Source organism: Mesorhizobium loti R88b, assembly GCF_013170845.1.
GTDB lineage: Bacteria > Pseudomonadota > Alphaproteobacteria > Rhizobiales > Rhizobiaceae > Mesorhizobium > Mesorhizobium loti_B.
The window spans coordinates 2,679,880-2,701,488 of the sequence record NZ_CP033367.1 but is presented as its reverse complement, the minus strand read 5'-3'; the positions used below and the strand labels follow the sequence as shown (position 1 = coordinate 2,701,488).

The following is a 21,609-nucleotide window of genomic DNA, read 5'->3' as shown; positions in this document are numbered from 1 at the left end:
GTCTATGATCCGAAGCGGGTGTTGTGCGTGCGAAGCGTCGCGGCGAAAGACCCTGTCACCACCGGATTCTGCCGGGGAATGCCCTTCCCGGCGCCGGTGCTGGCCACAGACTGCCGCAACACCTCGCCGCTGGGGCCGAAGGCTTCGATCACGCCGCTGCGCAAAAGCATCACGCGGTCACAGGAGGCAGCAATCGAAGGGCGGTGCGTGATGACGATTGTCGTGACGCCGGCCGCTTTCACGGCGGCAAGCACCGTTTCGAGCGCTGCTTCGCCAGCGCCATCGAGATGGGCGTTGGGCTCATCCAGCACGAGAATCCTGGGAGCGCCGTAGAAGGCGCGCGCCAGCCCGATCCTCTGGCGCTCGCCGCCCGACAAATTTCTGTCCGACGGACCTATCAATGTCTGGTAGCCGTCCCGCTGCGCCAGGATCAGGTCATGCGCCTCAGCCCGCCTGGCTGCCTCGATGATCGAGGCGTCATCTGCATCGGGGTTGAAGCGGGCGATGTTTTGCGCGATCGATCCTGGAAAGAGCTCGACCTCCTGCGCGAGGTAGCCGATATGCTTTCCGAGCTGGTTTTCGTCCCAGGTCCTGAGGTCGGCGCCGTCGATCCTCACCGCGCCGCCGGTCGGCCGGGCAGCACCCACAAGCAACCGCGCCAGCGTGGATTTGCCGGCGCCGCTTGGGCCAACGATGGCCAACGCTTCGCCGACGCCAATCTGGAAGTTCAGTCGCTTGAGGATGGGTTCGGTGCCGGGCTGCGCATTCGGCGCCATAAAGAAGACGTCCTGCATGGAAATCGCGCCGGTCGGATCGGGCAGGATCAGTTTCCGCGCTTCAAGCGGACGCGCCGCAAGCGCCGTCTCAAGCCGGCGCCACGCTCGCCGGGCGTCCGCGATCTGACGCCAGGCGCCGATCAACTGGTCGAGCGGCTGCAGCGCGCGCGACGACACCAGCGAGGAGGCGAAGATCATGCCTGCCGTCATCTGCCCTTCGAGCACCAGCCATGCGCCGGCGCCGAGGATCGCCAGTTGCAGCATCATGCGCAGCGCCCGCGAAGCGCCGCTGAAGATCGCATTGGCACTCGCGGAGCGGTCATGGAGGGTGAGCGCTGCCGCGACGTGCCGGCCCCAGACCTGCGCGGCGTTCTCGACCATGCCCATGGCACGCAGCGTCTCCGCATTGCGGGCAAAGGCCTGTTCTGCCTGGCTGGCCAAAGCCGAACGCTCCGCGGACAAGGCGTCGTTCCTGCCGATGGCAAGCTGGTTGGCCACGACCAGGAGAAGCAGAAGCGCCGCGCCACCGACGGTCACCCAAAACAGCACCGGATCGATCAGATACAGCAGGGCGAGAAAGACAGGGGCGAAGGGCAGATCGAACAACACCGCCACGCCGCGCGACCTGATGAAGGCGCAGATCGAGGCGAGGTCGCGCAGCGGCGACAGGCCGCTGGCATATTTTGCGCCAAGCGAAATGGCGAATGTGCCGGCACCCAGCTTCCGGTCGAGGGTCGCCGCGACGCGCTGCGTGTAAACGGCGCGGATCGCGTCCAGCAGCCCGAGAACCGCGAGCGCGAGAACCGCGATGCCCGAAAGATAGACAAGCGTCTCGACGCTGGAGGACGGCAGCACGCGGTCATAGACCTGCAGCAGATAGAGCGGGATCACCAACAGCAGGACGTTGATCAACACCGAGAAGACGCCGACATCGGCGATGGCGCGCAGGAAGACCGGGCGCAGGTCGGACGGTCCGGTCATTTCCGCATTCCCCTACGCTGCATGATCCCGAGACCTACGCGTGGCCCCCGAATTCGGAACCGCCATGCAGCGTGCTGCTGGCGATACTGTGCGTGCCCGTGCTGGATGTAGTGCTGCTGCTGGCGATGTTCAGGGCATTTGCCGGAGCACTGTCCAGCGTATAGGCGCGCACGTAGTCGATCTTCATCTCGGCCGGCGTGGCCAAATGATCCGGAGGGGTGCCGGCCAAGCCGCCGACCGCGAGATCGACCAGCATGTACATGGGCTTGTTCATGTCGGACGGCGTCGCCGCTTCCGCGACCTGCACACCGTCATAGGTCCAGACAAGCTTGTCCGGCGTCCAGAGCAGGCCATAGGTGTGGAAGCCGGCGGGGTCCGAGACACTCACCGTCGACGTGACCTTGGTGTGCGTTCCGGTCTCATTCGAGTGCGCCGTCATGACCAACGAGTTCGGTGCTTGGCCGATCGTCTCCACGACATCGAGCTCCGGCGGCCACGAACCGTCTTCCGGGAGCAACCAGAAGGCCGGCCAGGCGCCGGCGTGCTCTGGCAGGTCGGCCCGCATTTCGAAATAGCCATAGGTTTGCGAGAAGGTGTCGTGGGTCGTCAGGATGCCTGAGGTGTATTCATAATTGTTGATCAGCGGCTTGATGTCCGCCGGCGCCTGGGCTGCGGTGATAGTGAGCACGCCGTTGTTCACGCTGAACGGGTGGACCGAACTCGTCGGTGCGTAATTGGCGTCGATATACCATTGCAGCTCGTTGTTGCTGCTCAAGGTGCTGCCGTTCGGCGCTCCCCACGAGAAGTTGGTATCCCACGTGCCGCCCTGGCTATTGTGAAGATTCAGCGTGTTGAAATCGTCGCTGAAGGACAGGCTCATTGCGGACTTGTCGATCGGCAATTCGAACTGGCCGGGCTGCAGCTTGTCGATGGTCGTGTCCTTGAACTCGAGGATCTCTCCGGATCCGAGGTTCAACAGCACGTTCGATCCCGCCTGGATCATGTTTGAGTGGATGGCGTCGAACGACGTGAACCCATAGCCATTCAGGCGGACGGTGTCCGTGGCGGCAAAATTCGCTATCAGATCGCTTCCATTGCCTTTCGAGACGATGAAAGTGTCGTAACCGCCGCCGCCGTCGATCAGCACATCGTTTCCCGCGCCGCCGTCCAGCGTCTGGTGCCCGGCCTGGGCGGTGATGATGTTGTCCAGCCCGTTTCCGAAAGCATAGTTGTTGGCGTTTGTGACGACGAGGTTCTCGACATTGTCGGGGAGCTTGTAGCTCATCCATGTGCTGATCGTATCGATGCCTGCCCCAGCGCCCTCGGCCACCTTGTTGCTCGCCGCATAGAGGTAATAGATGTCATCGCCTGCGCCGCCGTGCATGGTGACGCCGGTTGCTCCGTAGAACGAGTCGTTTCCAGAGCTGCCGTACAAGTCCGGCCCGGACCCTGCCGCCGAGTACCAATGGGTGGAAGCGCCGCTGTAGGGAAGAGGAACGCCTAGGGCGTTGACGAAGAAGCTCATCGGATAAATCCTTCTCCTGATGCCTCGCCTGCCTGGATCGTTCGACTCCAGGTGACCGCATCCGGACCAAAATCGCCATGCAAGATCGCGTTCCAGGAGCTTGCCACATAGTTCACCATTACATCGAACATTCAGTGACGTTTTCCGAACTGGAAGCACAACAACCCGACAGATGGTCTACAGATCGTAATTCGGCTGGAGAAATGTTTAGTAAAATTCTACAAGAAGCAGATCTACTTACGATCATGCTTGATTCAGGCTACGCACAAGCGCTCCCAGCCTTTGATAGGATCGTGCAATTTCTGCGGTGAGAACGACGCGTCGTGGAGGGCGCTTCCGCCTCAAACCGCGGCTTCGATCGGCTCGGCAAGTCTGGGGTTCGAGCGCGCGGCGATCAGGCAGCTGGCCACGATGAGGCCGGCTCCCGCCAGCGTGGTCCAGGTCACCGCCTCCTCGAAGAAAAACCACCCAAGCACGATCGCCCAGATGAAAGCCGAGTATTCGGTCGGGATCAGATATTGCGCTTCGGCCCGCGCATAGGCCCAGCTCATCAGAAACTGTCCGGTGAGCGACAATGCCGTCACTCCCGCCAGCGGAAGCCAGAGATTGCCAGGCAAGGCAACGGCGAGCCAAGGTGCCGCGAGACAAAGCATGATCGCCAGACAAAGGTTCTGGAACAGCATGATCTCGATGGGTTTGGCGACCTGCGCCTGTTGCCGCGCCAGGATCAGATTGTAGGCATAGAACACCGTCGAGGCGAGAACCGCCACCGTGCCAAGCAAGGCATCCCTGGCATAGGTCGCATGCCCGAATTGGCCGGCTATGATGACGACAACACCGGCCATGCCGGCCAGGGAGGCCCAGATCGCCTGCCGCTGTATTTTCTCCCCCAGCAACAGCGTCGCCAGCAAGAGAGCGAAAAGCGGCGCGACGAAACTAAGCCCAATCGCCTCCGCAAGCGGCAGCCTGGCAAGCCCCCAGAAAAACGACAGCAGGACGATGCCGACAACCGCGGCACGCAGCGCATGCAGCCTCAGCACGGAAGGCGACGGAAGCGAGCGCGGCCCCGCCAGCCAGCCTGCGCCCGCAACGACGGTCGCCAGCATGCTGCGCCAAAGCACCGTGTTGTAAACGCCGACCGCGATGACCAGCACCTTCATCGCGGCATCCATGCCAGACAGCAGGAAGATGCCGAACGCGCAGACGAGCACCGGGATCATGGGAGAGACGGCGCCGGCCAGGTTGGATGATTTCACGCGGGCTTACTCGATGTGACGGATGCAAGCTGACATATCAGGGCAAACTGGCAGGGCCAGATGGCAGCCTCGCCCATATGGGGGTCCAACACGTCTGGTCTTTGGCGCGACCGGGGATTTGAACTTTTTTGCCACTCGTGTCGATTCCACCATCTCCCGTTCGTCATATGATCGAACCAACCCAACCAAGGAGAAAGACCATGCGGTTCATGATGCTGATGATCCCCGGCGGCTACGCGGAGGCGGCGCCCGATGTCATGCCCGATGCCAAGGCGGTGGAAGGGATGATGAAATACAATGAGGAGCTGAAGAAGGCCGGCGTGCTGCTGGCGCTCGACGGGCTGCATCCGCCGTCATCGGGCGCGCGGGTCAGCTACAAGGGCGGCAAGCCTGCCGTCACCGACGGGCCGTTCGCCGAGGTCAAGGAAGTGCTGGGCGGCTATTGGGTGATCGACGTGCGCTCGCGTGAAGAGGCCATCGAATGGGCCCGCCGCTGCCCCGCCGGGGAGAATGACGTGATCGAGGTTCGCCGCGTCTTCGAGATCAGCGAGTTCCCCGAGGACGTCCAGAAGGTGGCGGAAAGCTTTGGCGAGCTGAACGGTTGACAGCCGCAGCCACCATCGAAGCAATCTGGCGGATCGAGCAGCCGAAGCTCACCGCCAGGCTCGTGCGCTATCTCAGGGATATCGGGCTGGCCGAGGAGATTGCGCAAGACGCCTTCCTGCTGGCGCTGGAGCGCTGGCCCCGGGACGGCATTCCGCGCAACCCGGCCGCCTGGTTGACCGAGGTTGCTGGGAATCGCGCACTCGACCGGCTGCGCCGCACTACCATGATCGACGGCAAGCATCGTGAACTCGCCATCGACCTCACCGAGCTTGAGCGCGAGATGCCCGACATCGAGGCCGCGCTCGACGAGGATATCGACGATGACCTTTTGCGGTTGATCTTCACCACTTGCCATCCCCTGTTGCCGGCCGAGCAGCGCACCGCACTCGCCTTGCGGCTGCTGGGCGGGTTGTCGACGCCTCAGATCGCCCGCGCCTTCCTGGTGCCCGAAGCCACCATCGCCCAGCGCATCGTGCGCGCAAAGCGGACGCTTCGTGATGCCGCCATCCCGTTCGAGACACCGCGCGGGCAGGAGCGTCGCGAACGCCTCGCCGCCGTGCTGGAGGTGGTCTATCTCACTTTCAACGAGGGCTATGTGGCGACCGCCGGGCCGGATTGGCTGCGCACCGATCTCTGCGGCGAAGCGCTGCGCCTCGGTCGTTCGCTGGCGGCGCTGATGCCGGATGAGCCCGAGGTGCAGGGGCTGGTGGCGCTGATGGAGTTCAACGCCTCGCGCTTCCCTGCCCGCACCGGCCGGGCGGGCGAACCGATCCTGCTGCTCGACCAGGACCGCGGCCGATGGGACTGGTCGCTGATCCGGCGCGGCTTCGACGGCCTGAGCCGGGCCATGACCCTGATGCCGACACCCGGCCCCTATCTCCTGAAGGCGATGATCGCCGCCTGCCATAGCCGCGCGGCAACAGCCGCCGACACCGACTGGATTGCCATATCGGCCTATTACCAAGCCCTTGCGCTCTCCGCCCCCTCACCCATCGTCGAAATCAACCGGGCGGTGGCCGTCGGCATGGCGTTCGGACCGGCGCAGGGCCTCGCCATCGTCGAGGCGCTGAAGGACGAACCGCGCCTGAAGGGCTCGCACCTCTTGCCGACAGTGCGCGGCGATCTGCTGGAGAAACTGGGACATCAGGCGGAAGCCCGCGCCGCGTTCCGCCAGGCTGCGCAGTTGACCGGCAATGACAGGGAGCGTGCGCTGTTGCTCGCCCGCGCGGGTGACTAGCAACCGCCTGCCCCGGGCCCCCACCGCGAGCCGGTGCCTTGAGGCGGACGCCACCATCGACGCTGTGAGGTTCAGCGCTGGGCTTGTTGGGCCGATAGCCAGCCTGTATCGTACTTGACTGTCTTGGCGGCGGCTCTTGCCTGCAAAGTCGTGCCGGCCATGGGAGGCGGACCGTTGAGTTCAGACCAGGCACAAGACGTTAGCCGGATCATTGCCTATGGCACCGGTAAGGCCGCGTTGAAATTCATCGCCTCATCGGCGCTTATTCTCGTTGTCGGGCTCATTGTCGCCTTCGGGGCCAAGAACTGGCTGTTGGGTCTTCCGGTGGCGGCTGTGGCCGCCGTTGTGCTTGTCTGGCAAACGAACGGATGGCTGACCGCCGAGCCATTTTTGCGGCTGTCGCCGGACGGGTTGCGCCTCAATCTCGACGGCTATGTCTTTCTCGACGTCCCCTGGCGGGAGGTGGAGGGCATTTCCTGGCTCGACATTACCTTCGAGGTTGTAAAGAGGCGATGGGGCACGTCTTGGTATCGCTGGGGCAAAGACCAGTACCGGCATGTCACCGCGCTGCAGGTTTCCGAGGCATTCATGAATGAAACGATCATGCCTCTGTGGCGGGTTGTCTACCGAAGCAGCAGGGGGCCAAAGCGGCTCGGCATCGGTCTGGTGACCTTCACATTCGCCCCGAACCTCACGGCCTCTCGTCTGAGCAACATTTTCCCGGCCCAGGATGGCAAACGATTTGTCGCGCTGCCTCATGAGGTGCTCTCCACTGACCGCGACCGGCTTCGCGCCGAAGTCGAGGCTCGCTGGCAGGCTTTCGGCAAAAGGACGGACACCGGCGCCGGCGCATCGAGATGAATCGCTGAAGAGCCGATACCCGGAAAACCCGGGCGCACCTCAGTGCGCGCCCGGAGGCAGGGGCTTGGGCGTGACATTGCGCAGGAAGGGAACCAGCGCAGTGGCGACGACGAACGCTGCCATGATCACCAGGAACGCATCGGCATAAGCCATGGTCGAGGCTTCGCGGTAGGCCAGCGACCACAGCTGCTTCAGCGAAGCGGTATGGCCGTCCGCGACGGCACCGGGCAGTTGGCCGTAGCGCAGCGCGACGTTGTCGACGAGCCGCATCGCGGCCTCGTTTTGCGGCGTCAGGTGCGAGGCGATCGTCAGGAAATGGAAGTTGGTGCGGTCGTTGAGGATCGCGCCGCAAATGGCGATGCCGACCGCACCGCCGAGATTACGCATCGTGTTGAACAGGCCGCTGGCATATTTCAGCCTTTCGGGCGGCAGGCTGCCGAGCCCAAGATTGACGCTTGGCGCGACGGCGAAGACCTGCGGGAAGCCGCGAAACAATTGCGGGATCAGAAGCTCCGCCGCACCCCACTGGCTGGTGATGGCGCTGAAGCTCCACATCGAGGCGCCGAAGGAGGCCAGGCCGAACATCATCAGCCAGCGCGTGTCGAAGCGCTTGGCAAGGAAGATGTAGACGGGAACGCCGACCATCGAGGCCACGCCGGTGGAAAACACCGCCATCCCGGTCTGGAAAGCGTCGTAGCCGCGCACGTACCCCAGGAACAGCGGCGTCAGATAGATCGTGGCAAAGATGCCGATGCCGGTGACGAAGGACAGGAAGCAGCCAATGGCAAAGTTGCGGTTGCCGAAAGCGCGGAAATCGACCACCGGCTGCGAATAGGTCAGGCTGCGGATGACGAACAGAACCATCGTAACACTGGCAACGATGGCGCCATTGCGGATCGTTGCATCGTCGAACCAGTTCCAGCGTGTGCCCTCTTCCAGCACATATTCGGCGGTGCCGAGACTGACGGCCATCAGCACCATGCCGATATAGTCGGCGCCCTTCAGCAGCGACGGATCGGCCTTGTCGATCTTGACCAGCGCCGCGACGAGGATGGTGATGATGGTGCCCGGAATGACGTTGACATAGAACAGCCAGTGCCAGCTCAGCGTATCGGTGATCCAGCCGCCGATGACGGGCCCGAGCGTTGGTGCGATCGAGGCGATGCTGCCGACCACCGCAGCTGCATAGACCCGCCTTGGCCCCTGGAAATAGTGGAACGACGAGGTGAAGACGGTCGGGATCATCGACGCGCCGAGCAGCCCCTGCAGCGCGCGGAACACGATCATGCTTTCGATGCTCCAGGCGAAGCCGCACAGCATGCTGGCCAGCGTGAAGCCGGCCGCCGAGATGGTGAACAGCCAGCGTGTCGAGAACACCCGCGTCAGCCAGCCCGACAGCGGGATGACGATGATTTCCGCCACCAGATAGGAGGTCTGCACCCAGCCGATCTGGTCCTGGGCGGCAGATAGGCCGCCGCCGATGTCCTGCAGCGAGGAGGCGACGATCTGGATATCGAGCAGCGCGATGAACATCCCGACGCACATCACCATGAACGGCAGGATGCTGACTAAGAACGATTGCGGTTCGGCGCGCCCGGGCATGGCGTCCTCAGCGCGACGCGATGTCGACGGTCACGACGGTCGACAGGCCCGGCCGCAGCGCAACCTTGTTGCCCTGATCCGGATCGATGGTGATGCGAACGGGAACGCGCTGGACAATCTTGGTGAAATTGCCGGTGGCGTTCTGCGCCGGGATGACGCTGAAGATCGCTCCCGTCGCCGGCCCCAGGCTGCTGACATGGCCCTTGAGCGGCTGGTCGGGCGCGATATCCGAATAGACCGTCGCCACCTGTCCGTTTGTCATGCTGCGCAGCTGGTCCTCCTTGAAATTGGCATCGACCCACAGCCCGGTCTGCGGGACGATCGTCAAGAGATAGCTGCCCGGCGAGACATAGGTGCCGACCTGCGCCAGCCGGTTGCCGACGAGGCCATCGATGGGCGAGCGGATCTGCGTGAAGCCGAGATCGAGCTCGGCCGTGTCGAGATCGGCCTTGGCGGCCGAAACGGCGGCGGTCGCTTCCGCAATCTGGGTGTTGAGCACAGTGAGCTGTTGCCTGGCGGCGGCAAGCCCGGCGCGGGAGGCGGCAACGGAAGCCTTGGCCTGGCTGTCGGCGGCAAGACTTCTCTGCGCGTCCTGCTGCGTGCCCGCCTTGGTGCTGGCCAGCACCGCGTAGCGTTGGGCGTCCTGGGTGGTGAATGTGGCGGCGGCGCTCTTGGCGTCGAGATCGGCCTCGGCCTGTTCGATCAGCGAATTCTGCAGCGAGACCTGGGCACGGAGATTGTCGAGCGCCGATTGCTGCTGCTGGACCGATGCCTGTGCACGCTCGACCGCCGCCTTGAACGGCCGGTCGTCGATGCGGATGATGAGCTGGCCCGCATCGACATGCTGGTTGTCCTCGACGAGGATCTGGTCGATATGCCCGGCGACCCGTGGCGCCAGCGGCGTGACATTGCCGCCGACATAAGCATCGTCGGTCGACATCAGGAAACGGCCCGCCTGCCACCACTGAAAGCCATACCAGCCGGCGACGCCCACGGCGATCGCGGCGCCCAGCATGACGAACGGCTTGCGGCGGCTTTTTGCAGGCGCGGGTGCCGGGACGACCGATGGCTGCGCAGGCTGCAACTCGGCAGCGGAAAGAACCTTGTTCATTTGCCCCGCGCCTCTTCACGGCTTTGATCAGCTGGCGTGTTGTCGGTGAGCGGCAGGCCGGAGCCCTCTGTGCTGAAGCGATAGCGCTGCCGCATGCGATCGGTGGCCTGGGGTGCCGTCGCCATGGTGAAGCCCTCGCTGTCGAGCTCCTTGCCGGTCTGGCGATCGACCAGAACCGGTTCGGCCCAGCGCCCGTCCGCCCTATCCACCACCACCAGGCTCGGGCCTTCGGGCGCCAGATGCCTGTTGCCCCAGGTGAGCAGGGACAGCAGCACCGGGCGGAAATCGCGCGCCTTGGCGGTCAGCACATATTCGTGGCGAAGCGGCCGCTCACAGTAGGCGCGCTTTTCGAACAGGCCGCGCTCGACCAGACTGTTCAGCCGCCGCGTCAGGATGTTGGGAGCGATCTCCAGGCTCTTCTGGAACTGGTCGAAGCGCGTCAGCCCCTGAAACGCGTCGCGCAGAAGCAGGATGCTCCACCACTCGCCGACATCGTCGAGGCTGCGCGCGATGGGGCATGGGCGTGTTTCGAAGCTTGTTTTGGCGACCATGATCGGAGTCTCTTTCAAAATGAAAGTGACAAATAGCGAAGTAAGTTGCATTATGCAAGTAACTCGCGCGTGATCATGAAAATCCGGCCCTGTTTCGATGGTGCGGACGCATCAGAACCTCGAAGACGTTTATTCCCGCCGTATGAATCCGGATCAGCACCTCGCCGGCCTGCGGCACCTGCGTTGGCAGCTCGACAACCTCCAGCATGGTGACCAGCCTCGGCCTCAGCCTCGAGCCGATCCTGTTGGCGCTCTGCCAATGGGGCGAGCATCATGCTGACGAACTGAACGAGACGCACCGCCTCGCCGACTGCATCATCAGGCCACGGGCAGGCGACGCACGCACAGATGGCTTGAATCGAACTGACAGGGCGGGTTGCCGAGGCCGGCTGCCCGTCGCAGACCGTCAGACATCCACGGAACGGATCGGCAAATGCACCCCATAGCTTCAGGCGAACTTTATCAGACCTACACTCTTGGTGATCTGCGCATCACCGCCTTGCGCGATGGCTATGTCGACATGCCGATCAGGCGGCTTCGGCAAAGCGGCGACAAGCCATTTGGCGATGACTTTCCGGATCAGGTCACGCTGGTTGGCGGTCAGCTCAGGCTCTCCGTCAATGCCTTCGCGATTGACGATGGAAATGAGATCATCCTGATCGATACCGGCGCTTCAAATGCCTGGCACCCGACCATGGGCCGGCTACCCCAGGCGCTGGACGAAGCCGGGATCGATGTCGAGCGAATCCGCACCGTCTGCTACACCCATACCCATCTCGACCATATCCATGGTCTTGTGCTTGCCGATGGCGGCGACGCTTTCCCGCGCCTGACGCGCCTGCTCGTTCCCAGGGAGGAACTCGGCCTGTTTCGCACCGAAGCGCGGCTTGAACGATTTCACGGCATGGCCGAACCATTCGAAGCGGGAGACCATCTCGGGGCACATGTCGACATTATCGGCGCTCATGGCCATGAGGTGGGTCACAGCTGCTTTCGCGTTTCCAGTGGCAGCGAGCGCATTTTGATTTGGGGCGACACCGTTCACGTCCCATCGCTTCAGTTCGATCGGCCTGAGGTGACATGGGAATTCGATGCGGATCAGGACCAAGCGCGCGAGAGCCGGTTGCGGCTGCTGGCGCTTGCGGCGGACGACAATCATTTCGTTGCCGGCGCGCATCTGGATTCGCCGGGCATTGGCCGTGTCGTCAGATCCGGCGGCAGCTTCCGGTTTGAGTCGATATGAATGAAAAAGGGCGGCGCATGCGCCGCCCCATATCCCTTGGGAGGATAATCTCAGAAAAGGCGATCAGGCCGCCTGGACTTCCTCGGCAACCACGTCGGCCCGACGCGCTGCCTTCAGCACCTTGGCCCACCAGGCAACATCGTTGACCAGCGCTGTGGCGGCCTGGTTCAGGTGCTCGAGATTCTCGAGCTTCTTCTCGCCCTGGCGAACGGCGAGGAAGTCGGCCCAGGCGATGTGGACGGCGGACTTCACCGGTGCCATCTGCAACTCAACGGCATGGAGGCGGAGCTGTTCGACGGCGCGGGCGCCACCGACGCTGCCATAGCCGACGAAGCCGGCCGGCTTCTTGTTCCATTCGTTGGCGGCGTAGTCGATGGCGTTCTTCAGCACGGCCGTCGGGCCGTGATTGTATTCGGCGGCGGTGAAGATGAAGCCGTCATATTCGGCGACCTTCTTCTGCCAGCGCTGCGCCACCTCGTTGGTCGACGGCACCCAGGCGGAGGATGCGACTTCGTCGAAGAAGGGCAGCGGGAAGTCCCTGAGGTCGACGATCTCGACGTCGATATCGGCATGCGCCTTGGCGATCTTGGCGATCCATTGGGTGGGCACATCGGCGAAGCGCGCGGCGCGCGTCGAACCGACGATGATGGCGATTTTCGGCTTTGACATGGGGGCTCTCCATTCCAGTATAAAGCTGGTATCGTTTGGATACCGGCGCTATATGAGATACTGTCAACTCCCGACGCAAGGAGGCACCGTTTTGTTACTGAGGCACCCGCACAACACCGAGGACTGCCGCGCCATCTCGGAAATCCTGCAGCGCGTCGGCGACAAATGGACCGTGCTTGTGGTCGGCAAGCTGGGCGATGGACCCCTGCGTTTCAACGAGTTGCGCGCGGCTGTCGGCGGCATTTCACAGAAGATGTTGACGACGACCCTGCGCGGCCTGGAACGCGACGGCTTCGTCACCCGCACCGTGTTCCCCACCATCCCGCCGCGCGTCGATTATGAACTGACCGAACTCGGTCACGAACTGTTGGTACCGGTCAGCGCGCTCGGCGATTGGGCACGCAGGAACACCCAGCGCGTCCAGGCGGCACGCGAGAAATTCGACGGCGCGCACGCCTGAAACCCTTGCACGGCAAGGTATCCGGAGTTTCGCAGTAAAGTGAATTTGCCTGATGACAGGCGAACTGGCGGCTCTCTAGATGCGGCCTGGCAGCGTTGTCTTATGATCGACCACTGACGTGTCGCCTTGACGACGAAAGCCGCATGCCAAGGGCAACCAGTCAGGCTCTCGACGCCATGCCTTCGCAAGGCGCCGGGCTGCAGGGCGCGCATGTCGCGGCGGGCTTCCTGACGCTTTTGTTGACATGCAGGCAAGCGGTGCGCGGAAGGTCGTCCTTGACCGCGGCATAAGCGGTTACGCCGAGCAGGCAGATCAAAGCGAAAAGGGCTGCCACGAGCCAGCCGTTCAGCATGTGTTGACGCATTGTTTCTCCCCCAATGCCGTCACAATCGGACGTGAAGGCAACCATAGGATGTCGCCAAGCGCATCGCCCGCACGGGTGATGTTACAATTGCGCTACATTAGGAGAACGAGGGATTGAGAGAACGGGCTTTGGTCAGCTTTCGGCCGGAACGGCCTTCGGCTTGCCATCGCCGTCCAGCGCCACCATGACGAAATCGGCATGCGTTACCTTTTCCATCAGGTCCGAGAGATAGCGCTGCGCCCAGGCCTCGACCTTGAGCGTCATCGAGGTGCGGCCGACACGTTCGACATGGGTGTAGATGCACAGCGTGTCGCCGATCTTCATTGCCTTGGCGAAGGACATCTCCTTCACGGCCGCCGTCACCACGCGACCCTTGGCACGCTCGGCGGCGCGGATGCCGCAGGCCAAATCCATCTGCGCCATCACCCAGCCGCCAAAGATATCACCGGCCGCATTGGCATCCGCCGGCATGGCCAGCGTGCGCAAGGTCAGATCGCCAATCGGCCGGCCGTCCGCGTAATGCACCATGCGAGAAATCCCCGGGATCGATTGCCCCCGATCCCGTAGCGTCACGGCGCGGACGCGTCAACGCGGCAAAGCTTCGCTGGTCCGCTAGAAATAGCGCGCGAGGTTCGAGCGGATGCGATCGAGAACCGTATCCCCGGAAACATCGGGAACGAATGCCGTGCCCGTGATCGCCTCGTAGGCCTGCGCGTAGACCCCGGAGGCCTGTTCGACGATCTCGTCCGGAATCTTCGGGATCGGGTCCTTGTAGGGGTCGCAGCGCGCCGTCACCCACGAGCGGATGAAATCCTTGTCGAAACTTTCCGGCCGCGTGCCGTTGGCCAATGCCTGTCCGTAACTCGCCGCGATCCAGTACCGGCTGCTGTCCGGCGTATGGATTTCGTCGGCCAGGATGATCGTGCCGTTCTTGTCGGTGCCGAATTCGTATTTTGTGTCGGCAAGGATCAGGCCGCGTTCGGCGGCGCGCGCCTGGCCGCGGGCGAACAGCTTCAAGGCGTAATCCGAGACGGTATCCCACTGCGCCTGCGTGAGAAGACCTTGCTCGAGGATCTCGGCCCTGGACAACGGCTCGTCATGGCCGCCATCCGCAGCCTTGCTCGTCGGCGTGATGACGGGCTCCGCCAGCTTTTCATTGTCGCGCAGGCCATCCGGCAGCCGCATTCCATACATATCACGATCACCACGACGATAGCGGGTCAGGATCGAGGTGCTGGTGGTGCCCGCCAGATAGCCGCGCACGACGATCTCCACCGGCAGGATGTCGAGCCTTGTGCCGACGACGACGTTGGGGTCGGGGTATTCCAGCACATGGTTCGGACAGATATCGGCAGTTTCCTCGAACCAGTAGCGCGCCGTCTGGGTGAGTATCTCTCCCTTGAACGGGATCGAGGTCAGGATGATGTCAAAGGCGCTGAGACGGTCAGTGGCGATGATGATGCGCCGCCCGTCGGCCAAATCGTAATTTTCGCGGACCTTGCCTTTGTAGTGGCCCGGCAGCTCGGGAATGAAGGCATCCGACAGCGTCCGCATATGATTTCCTGCTCCAGAACAATCCCACCGCATAAGCTGTCGACCCCATGCATATCAAGCATATCAAGCGCGATTGTCGGGATTCCCCACAACTCGACCCGGCATCACAGTCGCTTTTTTCACAACGCATGCCGGAAGGCGCGGCGACGCGGAGAACCCGTCGCGTCTAGGCTGCGGCCGGATTTCAGGAGCCTCCCGTTTCAATCATGCAGACTTACGACTTCATCATCGTCGGCTCCGGCTCGGCCGGCTCGGTGCTTGCCGACAAACTGTCGGCCTCGGGGCGCTTTTCGGTGCTGGTGCTGGAAGCCGGCGGCACCGACCGGCGCTTCTACGTGCAGATGCCGCTCGGCTACGGCAAGACCTTCTTCGATCCGGCGGTCAACTGGAACTACAAGACCGAAGCCGATCCCGGTCTCGGCGGCAACGTCGACCACTGGCCGCGCGGCAAGCTGCTCGGCGGGTCGAGCTCGATCAATGCCATGGTCTGGATCCGGGGCGCGCGCGAGGATTTCGACGACTGGCGCGCCGCCGGCAATCCCGGCTGGGGCTATGACGATCTGTTGCCGGCCTTCAAGGCGCTCGAGGACAATGAGGCAGGCGCCGACACATGGCGCGGCACCGGTGGCCCGCTGCACATCAGCGGCACGGCCAACGCCGTCCACCCTCTGACAAAGCGCTATCTCGCCGCCGGCCAGCAGGCCGGCCTGCCACTCAACCCCGATTTCAATGGCGCTTCCCAGGAAGGCGTCGGCACCTACCAGATCTCGACCAAAAACGGCCGCCGCATGTCCGCCGCCCGCGCTTTCCTGCGCCCGGCGATGAAGCGCGCCAATGTCCGCGTCGAGACCAATGCGCTGGCGACCCGCATCCTGTTCGAAGGGAAACGCGCGGTCGGCGTCGAGTATCTGCAGAACGGCGAGACCAGGACGGCGCGCGCCGGCCGCGAGGTCATCCTGTCCAGCGGTTCGATCAACTCGCCGCAATTGCTGCAATTGTCCGGTATCGGTCCGTCGGCGCTGCTTGGCGGACTCGGCATACCGGTCGTCCACGCAAGCGAAAATGTCGGCGCCAATCTGCAGGACCATGTCGGCATCAACTACACCTTCAAGGGCAAGGTGCCGACACTCAACCAAATCCTGCGCCCCTGGTGGGGCAAGCTGCTGGTCGGCATGCAGTACATACTGACGCGGTCGGGTCCGCTGTCGCTGTCGATGAACCATGGCGGCGGCTTCTTCCGCACCGACCCGACAGCGACCCGCCCTAACATGCAGCTTTATTTCCAAGCCTTCTCGACCGTCATTCCGAGGAGCGGCGAGCGGCCCATCCTGACGCCCGATCCGTGGCCGGGCTTCTCCATCGGCCTATCCAACTGCCGCCCGTCGAGCCGCGGCGAGATCATGATCCGCTCGAAGAATCCGCTGGAGTATCCAAAAATCACCGCCAACGCCTATTCGACCAATGCCGACGTCGAGGAAATGCTGGCGGCGGTGAAGTTCGTGCGCAAGATCGCCTCGATGCCTGCCATGGCCGAGATCATTGCCGAAGAGGTTCTGCCGGGCCTGTCGATCCAGTCCGACGCCGACCTGATCACCGATTTCAGGAAACGCTCCGGCACCGTCTATCACCCGGTTTCGACCTGCCGCATGGGGCCTGATCCCCAGCGCTCCGTGGTCGATCCGCGTCTCAAGGTGCATGGCCTCGAAGGCCTGCGTGTCATCGACGCCTCGATCTTCCCCGACAACATCACCGGCAACACCAATGCAGCCTCCATCATGACCGGATGGAAGGGCGCCGAACTGGTTCTGGAGGACCAAAAATGAAGATCACCGACGTCAAGACCTGGGTTGTCGGCAACCCGCCGCCCGGCATCGGCGGCAAGTATTTCATCTTCGTCAAGCTGACCACCGATGGCGGCGTGGTCGGTTATGGCGAGGCCTACAACGCCACCTTCTCCGCCCACATCACGGCCAAGCTCGTCGAGGACATGGCCGAGCGCTATCTGATCGGCCACGATCCGCACGACATCGAGACCTTCTTCCGCCGCGCCTATTCCTCCGGCTTCACCCAGCGGCCTGACGTGACCGGCATGGGCTGTTTCTCGGCACTCGAAATGGCCTGCTGGGACATTGTCGGCAAGGAAGCCAACAAGCCGGTCTACAAGCTGCTTGGCGGCCAGGTGCACGAGACCTTGCGCTCCTACACCTACCTCTACCCGCACACCGGCAGTGTCCATTCCGAGGACGTGCTCGGCAAGAACGTCTACAATGATCCGGACCTCGCCGCTGCCTGCGCGCTCGAATATGTCGAGCAGGGTTTCAATGCCGTCAAGCTCGACCCGGCCGGCCCCTACACCGCTTTCGACGGCCATCAGCCGCGCCTGCTCGACATCGATGTCGCCACCCGCATGGTCAAAGCGATCCGCGAAGCGGTCGGCACCCGCGCCGACATCCTGTTCGGCACGCATGGCCAGTTCACCGCATCGGGCGCGCTGCGCATGGCGCGCGCCATCGAGCCCTACGATCCCTTGTGGTTCGAGGAGCCGGTGCCGCCTGACATGCCCGAAGTGATGGCGCAGGTCGCGCGCGGCACATCGATCCCGATCGCCACCGGCGAGCGACTGACGACCAAGTTCGAATTCGCCCGCGTCATCGAGAACCGCGCCGCGACCATCCTGCAGCCGGACCTCGGCCGCTCCGGCGGCATTCTCGAAACCAAGAAGATTGCCGCCATGGCGGAGGCCTACCACATCCAGATCGCCCCGCATTGCTATTGCGGGCCGATCGTCGGTGCCGCCAACATCCAGCTGGCGGTGACGCTGCCCAATTTCCTGATCCTGGAATCGCTGAAGCAGTGGGACGGTTTCCACGCCACGCTTCTGAAAAAGAAGATCGAGTGGCAGGACGGCAATGTCATCCCGTCGAAGGAGCCAGGGCTGGGCGTCGAGCTCAACGAAGCAGTCTGCGATGCGCATCCCTTTACCGGCAAGGACCTGCATCTGCAGATGATGCAAACGCCGCTGATGCCGTGAGCGAAAGCTACGCCTTCATCGGCCTTGGCCATCTCGGTGGCAACCTAGCCGCCAGCCTGATCCGCAACGGCTTTGCCGTCACCGTCTTCGACCGCGACCCCGCCGCCGTTGAGCGCCTCGTTGCGCTCGGCGCGACCGAGGCTGGCAGCCCCGCCGAGGCGGCTGCGCGGGCTGGCAATGCCATCACCTGCCTGCCCTCGCCCAAGGTGAGCGAAGCGGTGCTGGCCGGCCCGGGCGGATTGCTGGAAGGCTTGGCCCCAGGCGGCACCTGGATCGAGATGTCGACCAATGGCCGCGACGAGATCATCCGCCTTGCCGCCCTCGCCTCGGCCAAAGGCATCGAGACGTTGGAGTGTCCGGTCACCGGTGGCGTGCATCTGGCGGCGGTTGGAAAAATCACCGCGCTGGTCGGCGGCGATGCCGCCCTCTACGAACGCCACCGACCGGCCATCGAAGCGATGTGCGCGAAGTCGTTTCTGATGGGGCCGATCGGTTCGGCGGCGGTGATCAAGGTGATCACCAACATGCTGGCCTTCATCCATCTCGTCGCCGCCGGCGAAGCACTGATGCTGGCCAAACAGGGCGGGCTCGACCTCGCCCAGAGCTACCACGCCATCGTTGCCTCCTCCGGCAACAGCTTCGTCCACGAGACCGAAAGCCAGCTCATCCTCAACGGCTCCTACGACATCGGCTTCACCATGGACCTGGCGCTGAAGGACCTCGGCTTCGCGCTCGCCATGGGGGAACAATCCGGCGTGCCGCTCGATCTCGCCACGCGCGTCAACGCGATCTTTCAGCAAGGCAAGGAAGCCTATGGCGGCGGTGCCTGGTCGACGCAGATCGTCAAGCTGCTGGAAGATACGGTCGGCACCGACCTGCGTGCGCCCGGCTTCCCGGCCAGACTGGAAATCTGACCAGCGGCCGGAAAAGTAAACAATTTCATTCGTTTGGATAGATAGCCGGATTCAGTTTCGAAAAGACCTGAATCAATCTCGCAGCCGCTTGATTCAGAACCTCAGCTCGGCTCAGATAACCCCATGGCGCGAAAGCCGGGGCGGCTTGGGGGCGGTTCATGTATCTGGCGGTTGTTGTGCTGTTGATGGGTGTCTTTCCCGTCGCCGCGATCCTCATCGAATCCTTCGCATTCCACAGCGACGCCGGCCTGGTGTTTCTCATCGGCAAGTGGTTCGTCTTCTGGGCGGTCGGCATGCGGCTGCTGCTTGCCGGCGTCAGGCAGATGGCAAACCCCGCCTTCACCGCCGACACGATCTTCGGCATCAAGGACAAGGCGGCGGAGGTCATTGTCCGCGAGCTTGGTTTCGGCAATTTCGCCATCGGCGTGCTCGGCGCCGTGTCGCTGCTGAACCGTGAATGGGTGGTGCCGGCGGCAATCGCCGGTGGCCTGTTCTATGGTCTGGCGGGCGCCTTGCATACGCGCAATGGCAACCGCAACACCAACGAGAATATCGCCATGATTTCGGACCTGTTCATCTTCGTCGTGCTGGCGCTCTACCTCGCCGCGACGGTGATCAAAGCGGCTTAGCGAGCGACTCAATATCTGAGCGTCAGCGCGCCCGGCAGGATCTCGAAGGTCGCCGGTATGCGTCCGGGCGACTCGCCGTCTATGTCGACCAGTGCGCCATTCTTCTCGACATCGCCGAGCGGTTCCACAACCACTTTCATACCGCGCAGGATGGTGATTGCCGGATGGCTGCGATGCCGGCCGCCATAGAGCAGGCGGATATCCCAGATCAGCTTCAGCTTGCCCGCCGCGCGCAGGATGACGATGTCGAATTGCCCGTCGGTCAGTTCGGCATCCGGCGCGATCATCATGCCGCCGCCGAAGAATTTGCCATTGGCCACCGCAACCAGCGCCATGCGCGCCTCGACCGGGGCGCCATCATCGACGGTGATCCGCACATCCTGGAAACGGTAGCGGATGAACTCGACCACGGTGCGCCACAGGAACAGAACCTTGGCCGACATCTTGCCCTTGCGCTTGTCGGCATTGACCGCGCGGTCCGTCGCACCTGAGAGGCCGAGGCTGGCAATGTTGATGAAGTGACGGCTGGCCAGCGCGCCATGGTCGTCTATGTAACAGATGCGGCCGGCATCGACCTTGCGAGGCTTGGCGCCGGCAATCTGCTTCAGAGTCGCGTCCACCTCCTTCGGCAGGCCGAGGCCGCGCGCGAAATCGATACCCGTGCCGCATGGCAGCAGGCCAAGCTCGGTCGTCTTGCCGCTCTCTTCGGATGCCTGCAGCAGCCCGTCGGCCACCTCGCTCGCCGTGCCGTCCCCGCCGGCGGCGATCACCAGATCGAAGCCGCTGACGGCGAGGTCGATGGCCAGCCGTTCGGCATCGCCCTCGGCTTGCGTCTCGCGCAGCTCGAAATCGCCAAAATGCTTTTTCAGCGAGGCGGCAACCTCGGGCCAATGCCGTTTCAGCCGGCCGCCACCGGCAATCGGATTGAGTACCACCCCGACTTTCAAATACCCGCTCTCCCCGGCGCCGGACGTTCAGGCCCGATCCTTTGCCGGCATTCAACATCGCGCCCGCCGGTGGAGCAAGGGGCGCTGTCGGCTGTACGCGAAAAAGCGGGCGGGCTGTCTAAAGCAGCCGGCACGGAAATTCCGGGGCTCGTGGCAAACGATCCCCGATAATCCCGCTATCCACAGGCCTGGGGCCATTCCCCAAGACCCTTACCCGGCGTAAGTTTAACCCATCTCAGGCGGCTACCAATCATCAAGCCGAAAGGCGAAGTGAAAGGCGGATTTCCTGAGGCCCGTACGGCCCGAAGCGAGAGCAGGCTTGCCTGTTCGAGGGACGGTAGCCGAGACCTACGGGGCCGCGGAAAGCGTGCCAACGCCGACGGCGGACCGATGCTGCCATGAAGGACGGCAAAAACCTTCGATGGCGCGCAGGGCAAAGCCCGCAAGGGCCAAGACCAGCGTGGTCTGGAACGGACGCTGCTTTCGGGCGGTGGCTGGCAGGACCGTCAAAATCAAGGCCGGCATGGCGCGACGACTTTACGGAAGTTGCTGCCGCGACCGTGTCCTGATCTGACAGGGAGGCGCTGGGAGAAATCCCGGCGCCGACTGTCTTGTGGCTATTCCCCACAATTTTTACGGTGTTTTCGGTTGGGGCTGCAACCGGCGCCAAAATCGGCTAACGTTCGACGTCGGAGTCCGTTTGAAAACGCGCTCTGCCGAGTCGGATGGCGTGGCTTTCGAGAACCGAAGCGCAGCGGACGTTTGGGTCCGTGAGCATCGGAAGCGCAGAAAACCGCGTCAGGCGACCGGGAGAGTAGCGTTTGCAAATGGGCTCTTTGAAGGGGGATACTTCATGACGCTCATCCAGAAGCTTGCCGTTGCCTACGCCTTCCTGTTCTTCGGCGTCGTCGCCATCGGTTACATACCGGCCTTCAACGATGCCAATGGCAATCTGTTCGGCTTGTTCTCGCTGCAATGGTACGACGACCTGCTGCATGCCTTCTCCGGCGTCTGGGCGCTGGCCGCGGCCTTCATTTCGCACCGTCAGGCAGTGTTCTATTTCAAGCTGTTCGGCTCGGTCTACCTGTTCGACGGCGTGCTCGGGCTGATCACCGGCTCCGGCTGTCTCGATGCCGGCATCTTCATCAACGGCTTCCGCTCCCTCAACGACATCGAATTCCCCACCCGCTTCTTCGCCAATCTGCCGCACATCGTCATTGGCGGCTTCGCCGTCTATGTCGGCTTCTGGCTGTCGAAGCGCATCTATGACCACTTCGCCACGGCCTGACCGG

The 21,609-nt window shown here is 63.2% G+C and carries 22 protein-coding genes and 1 pseudogene; 11 read left to right on the top strand and 12 right to left on the bottom strand.

Features of this window, described 5'->3' with window-relative positions:
• Positions 1–2: 2 nt before the first annotated feature.
• From EB235_RS13060 to EB235_RS13050, 3 genes are all read right to left on the bottom strand, one after another.
• Positions 3–1,757, bottom strand: a complete 1,755-nt coding sequence (locus EB235_RS13060) for a type I secretion system permease/ATPase (protein WP_027030571.1) — start codon at positions 1,755–1,757, stop codon at positions 3–5.
• Positions 1,758–1,791: 34 nt separating this feature from the next.
• A complete protein-coding gene (locus EB235_RS13055; RefSeq protein WP_027030572.1) occupies positions 1,792–3,282 on the bottom strand; it encodes a family 16 glycosylhydrolase in 1,491 nt (496 codons plus the stop codon).
• Between the two features lie 341 nt (positions 3,283–3,623).
• Positions 3,624–4,502 carry a DMT family transporter gene (locus EB235_RS13050; RefSeq protein ID WP_051429659.1) on the bottom strand — a complete coding sequence of 293 codons (879 nt, stop codon included), beginning with the start codon at positions 4,500–4,502 and terminating at the stop codon, positions 3,624–3,626.
• Positions 4,503–4,738: 236 nt separating this feature from the next.
• Between EB235_RS13050 and EB235_RS13045 the strand changes: the two genes are divergently transcribed.
• From EB235_RS13045 to EB235_RS13035, 3 genes are all read left to right on the top strand, one after another.
• The gene (locus EB235_RS13045) at positions 4,739–5,143 is read left to right on the top strand and encodes a YciI family protein (RefSeq protein WP_027030574.1); all 405 of its coding nucleotides are present in this window, start codon (positions 4,739–4,741) and stop codon (positions 5,141–5,143) included.
• Positions 5,140–6,381 carry an RNA polymerase sigma factor gene (locus EB235_RS13040; protein ID WP_027030575.1) on the top strand — a complete coding sequence of 414 codons (1,242 nt, stop codon included), beginning with the start codon at positions 5,140–5,142 and terminating at the stop codon, positions 6,379–6,381. The genes EB235_RS13045 and EB235_RS13040 overlap by 4 nt, the downstream gene beginning before the upstream one ends.
• Before the next feature lie 123 nt (positions 6,382–6,504).
• Entirely contained in the window at positions 6,505–7,242 is a 738-nt protein-coding gene (locus EB235_RS13035; protein ID WP_155256404.1) for a hypothetical protein, read from the top strand.
• 39 nt (positions 7,243–7,281) lie between these two features.
• On the opposite strand, the gene EB235_RS13030 is transcribed toward EB235_RS13035, so the two are convergent.
• The 4 genes from EB235_RS13030 to EB235_RS35095 form a co-directional block, all read right to left on the bottom strand.
• Entirely contained in the window at positions 7,282–8,844 is a 1,563-nt protein-coding gene (locus EB235_RS13030) for a DHA2 family efflux MFS transporter permease subunit (protein ID WP_027030577.1), read from the bottom strand.
• A 7-nt stretch (positions 8,845–8,851) separates the two neighbouring features.
• A complete protein-coding gene (locus tag EB235_RS13025; RefSeq protein WP_032925513.1) occupies positions 8,852–9,955 on the bottom strand; it encodes an HlyD family secretion protein in 1,104 nt (367 codons plus the stop codon).
• A complete protein-coding gene (locus EB235_RS13020; protein WP_027030579.1) occupies positions 9,952–10,506 on the bottom strand; it encodes a winged helix-turn-helix transcriptional regulator in 555 nt (184 codons plus the stop codon). Before EB235_RS13020 ends, EB235_RS13025 begins: the two co-directional genes overlap by 4 nt.
• Positions 10,507–10,579: 73 nt before the next feature.
• Positions 10,580–10,714, bottom strand: coding sequence for a hypothetical protein (locus tag EB235_RS35095; protein WP_280945043.1), 135 nt, complete (start codon positions 10,712–10,714; stop codon positions 10,580–10,582).
• Between the two features lie 4 nt (positions 10,715–10,718).
• On the opposite strand from EB235_RS35095, the pseudogene EB235_RS34730 reads away from it, so the two are divergent.
• Both EB235_RS34730 and EB235_RS13010 read left to right on the top strand, forming a co-directional pair.
• A pseudogene (locus EB235_RS34730) lies at positions 10,719–10,850 on the top strand (winged helix-turn-helix transcriptional regulator); the annotation flags it as partial.
• 89 nt (positions 10,851–10,939) lie between these two features.
• The gene (locus tag EB235_RS13010; RefSeq protein ID WP_027030581.1) at positions 10,940–11,749 is read left to right on the top strand and encodes an MBL fold metallo-hydrolase; all 810 of its coding nucleotides are present in this window, start codon (positions 10,940–10,942) and stop codon (positions 11,747–11,749) included.
• A gap of 63 nt (positions 11,750–11,812) precedes the next feature.
• Here EB235_RS13010 and EB235_RS13005 read toward each other — a convergent pair whose 3' ends face one another.
• Positions 11,813–12,418, bottom strand: a complete 606-nt coding sequence (locus EB235_RS13005; protein WP_027030582.1) for an NADPH-dependent FMN reductase — start codon at positions 12,416–12,418, stop codon at positions 11,813–11,815.
• A 91-nt stretch (positions 12,419–12,509) separates the two neighbouring features.
• On the opposite strand from EB235_RS13005, the gene EB235_RS13000 reads away from it, so the two are divergent.
• Positions 12,510–12,878, top strand: a complete 369-nt coding sequence (locus EB235_RS13000) for a winged helix-turn-helix transcriptional regulator (protein ID WP_027030583.1) — start codon at positions 12,510–12,512, stop codon at positions 12,876–12,878.
• Between the two features lie 160 nt (positions 12,879–13,038).
• On the opposite strand, the gene EB235_RS12995 is transcribed toward EB235_RS13000, so the two are convergent.
• The 3 genes from EB235_RS12995 to EB235_RS12985 form a co-directional block, all read right to left on the bottom strand.
• Positions 13,039–13,242, bottom strand: a complete 204-nt coding sequence (locus EB235_RS12995) for a hypothetical protein (protein ID WP_027030584.1) — start codon at positions 13,240–13,242, stop codon at positions 13,039–13,041.
• A 132-nt stretch (positions 13,243–13,374) separates the two neighbouring features.
• Positions 13,375–13,770, bottom strand: a complete 396-nt coding sequence (locus EB235_RS12990) for an acyl-CoA thioesterase (protein ID WP_027030585.1) — start codon at positions 13,768–13,770, stop codon at positions 13,375–13,377.
• 84 nt (positions 13,771–13,854) lie between these two features.
• Complete coding sequence (locus tag EB235_RS12985) at positions 13,855–14,796, bottom strand: phosphoribosylaminoimidazolesuccinocarboxamide synthase (RefSeq protein WP_027030586.1); 942 nt, start codon at positions 14,794–14,796, stop codon at positions 13,855–13,857.
• 206 nt (positions 14,797–15,002) lie between these two features.
• Here EB235_RS12985 and EB235_RS12980 point away from each other — a divergent pair, with 206 nt between their 5' ends.
• The 4 genes from EB235_RS12980 (at position 15,003) to EB235_RS12965 (ending at position 19,370) form a co-directional block, all read left to right on the top strand.
• Positions 15,003–16,619 carry a GMC family oxidoreductase gene (locus EB235_RS12980; RefSeq protein WP_027030587.1) on the top strand — a complete coding sequence of 539 codons (1,617 nt, stop codon included), beginning with the start codon at positions 15,003–15,005 and terminating at the stop codon, positions 16,617–16,619.
• Positions 16,616–17,827: a mandelate racemase/muconate lactonizing enzyme family protein gene (locus tag EB235_RS12975; RefSeq protein WP_027030588.1), complete on the top strand. Its 1,212-nt coding sequence runs from the start codon at positions 16,616–16,618 to the stop codon at positions 17,825–17,827. The genes EB235_RS12980 and EB235_RS12975 overlap by 4 nt, the downstream gene beginning before the upstream one ends.
• Positions 17,824–18,741, top strand: coding sequence for an NAD(P)-dependent oxidoreductase (locus tag EB235_RS12970; RefSeq protein ID WP_027030589.1), 918 nt, complete (start codon positions 17,824–17,826; stop codon positions 18,739–18,741). Before EB235_RS12975 ends, EB235_RS12970 begins: the two co-directional genes overlap by 4 nt.
• 158 nt (positions 18,742–18,899) lie before the next feature.
• The gene (locus EB235_RS12965) at positions 18,900–19,370 is read left to right on the top strand and encodes a hypothetical protein (RefSeq protein WP_027030590.1); all 471 of its coding nucleotides are present in this window, start codon (positions 18,900–18,902) and stop codon (positions 19,368–19,370) included.
• 8 nt (positions 19,371–19,378) lie between these two features.
• Here EB235_RS12965 and EB235_RS12960 read toward each other — a convergent pair whose 3' ends face one another.
• On the bottom strand, positions 19,379–20,317 hold the full coding sequence (locus EB235_RS12960) for a diacylglycerol/lipid kinase family protein (protein ID WP_027030591.1): 939 nt from the start codon (positions 20,315–20,317) through the stop codon (positions 19,379–19,381).
• Between the two features lie 853 nt (positions 20,318–21,170).
• Here EB235_RS12960 and EB235_RS12955 point away from each other — a divergent pair.
• Positions 21,171–21,605: a hypothetical protein gene (locus EB235_RS12955; protein WP_027030592.1), complete on the top strand. Its 435-nt coding sequence runs from the start codon at positions 21,171–21,173 to the stop codon at positions 21,603–21,605.
• Positions 21,606–21,609 lie beyond the last annotated feature (4 nt).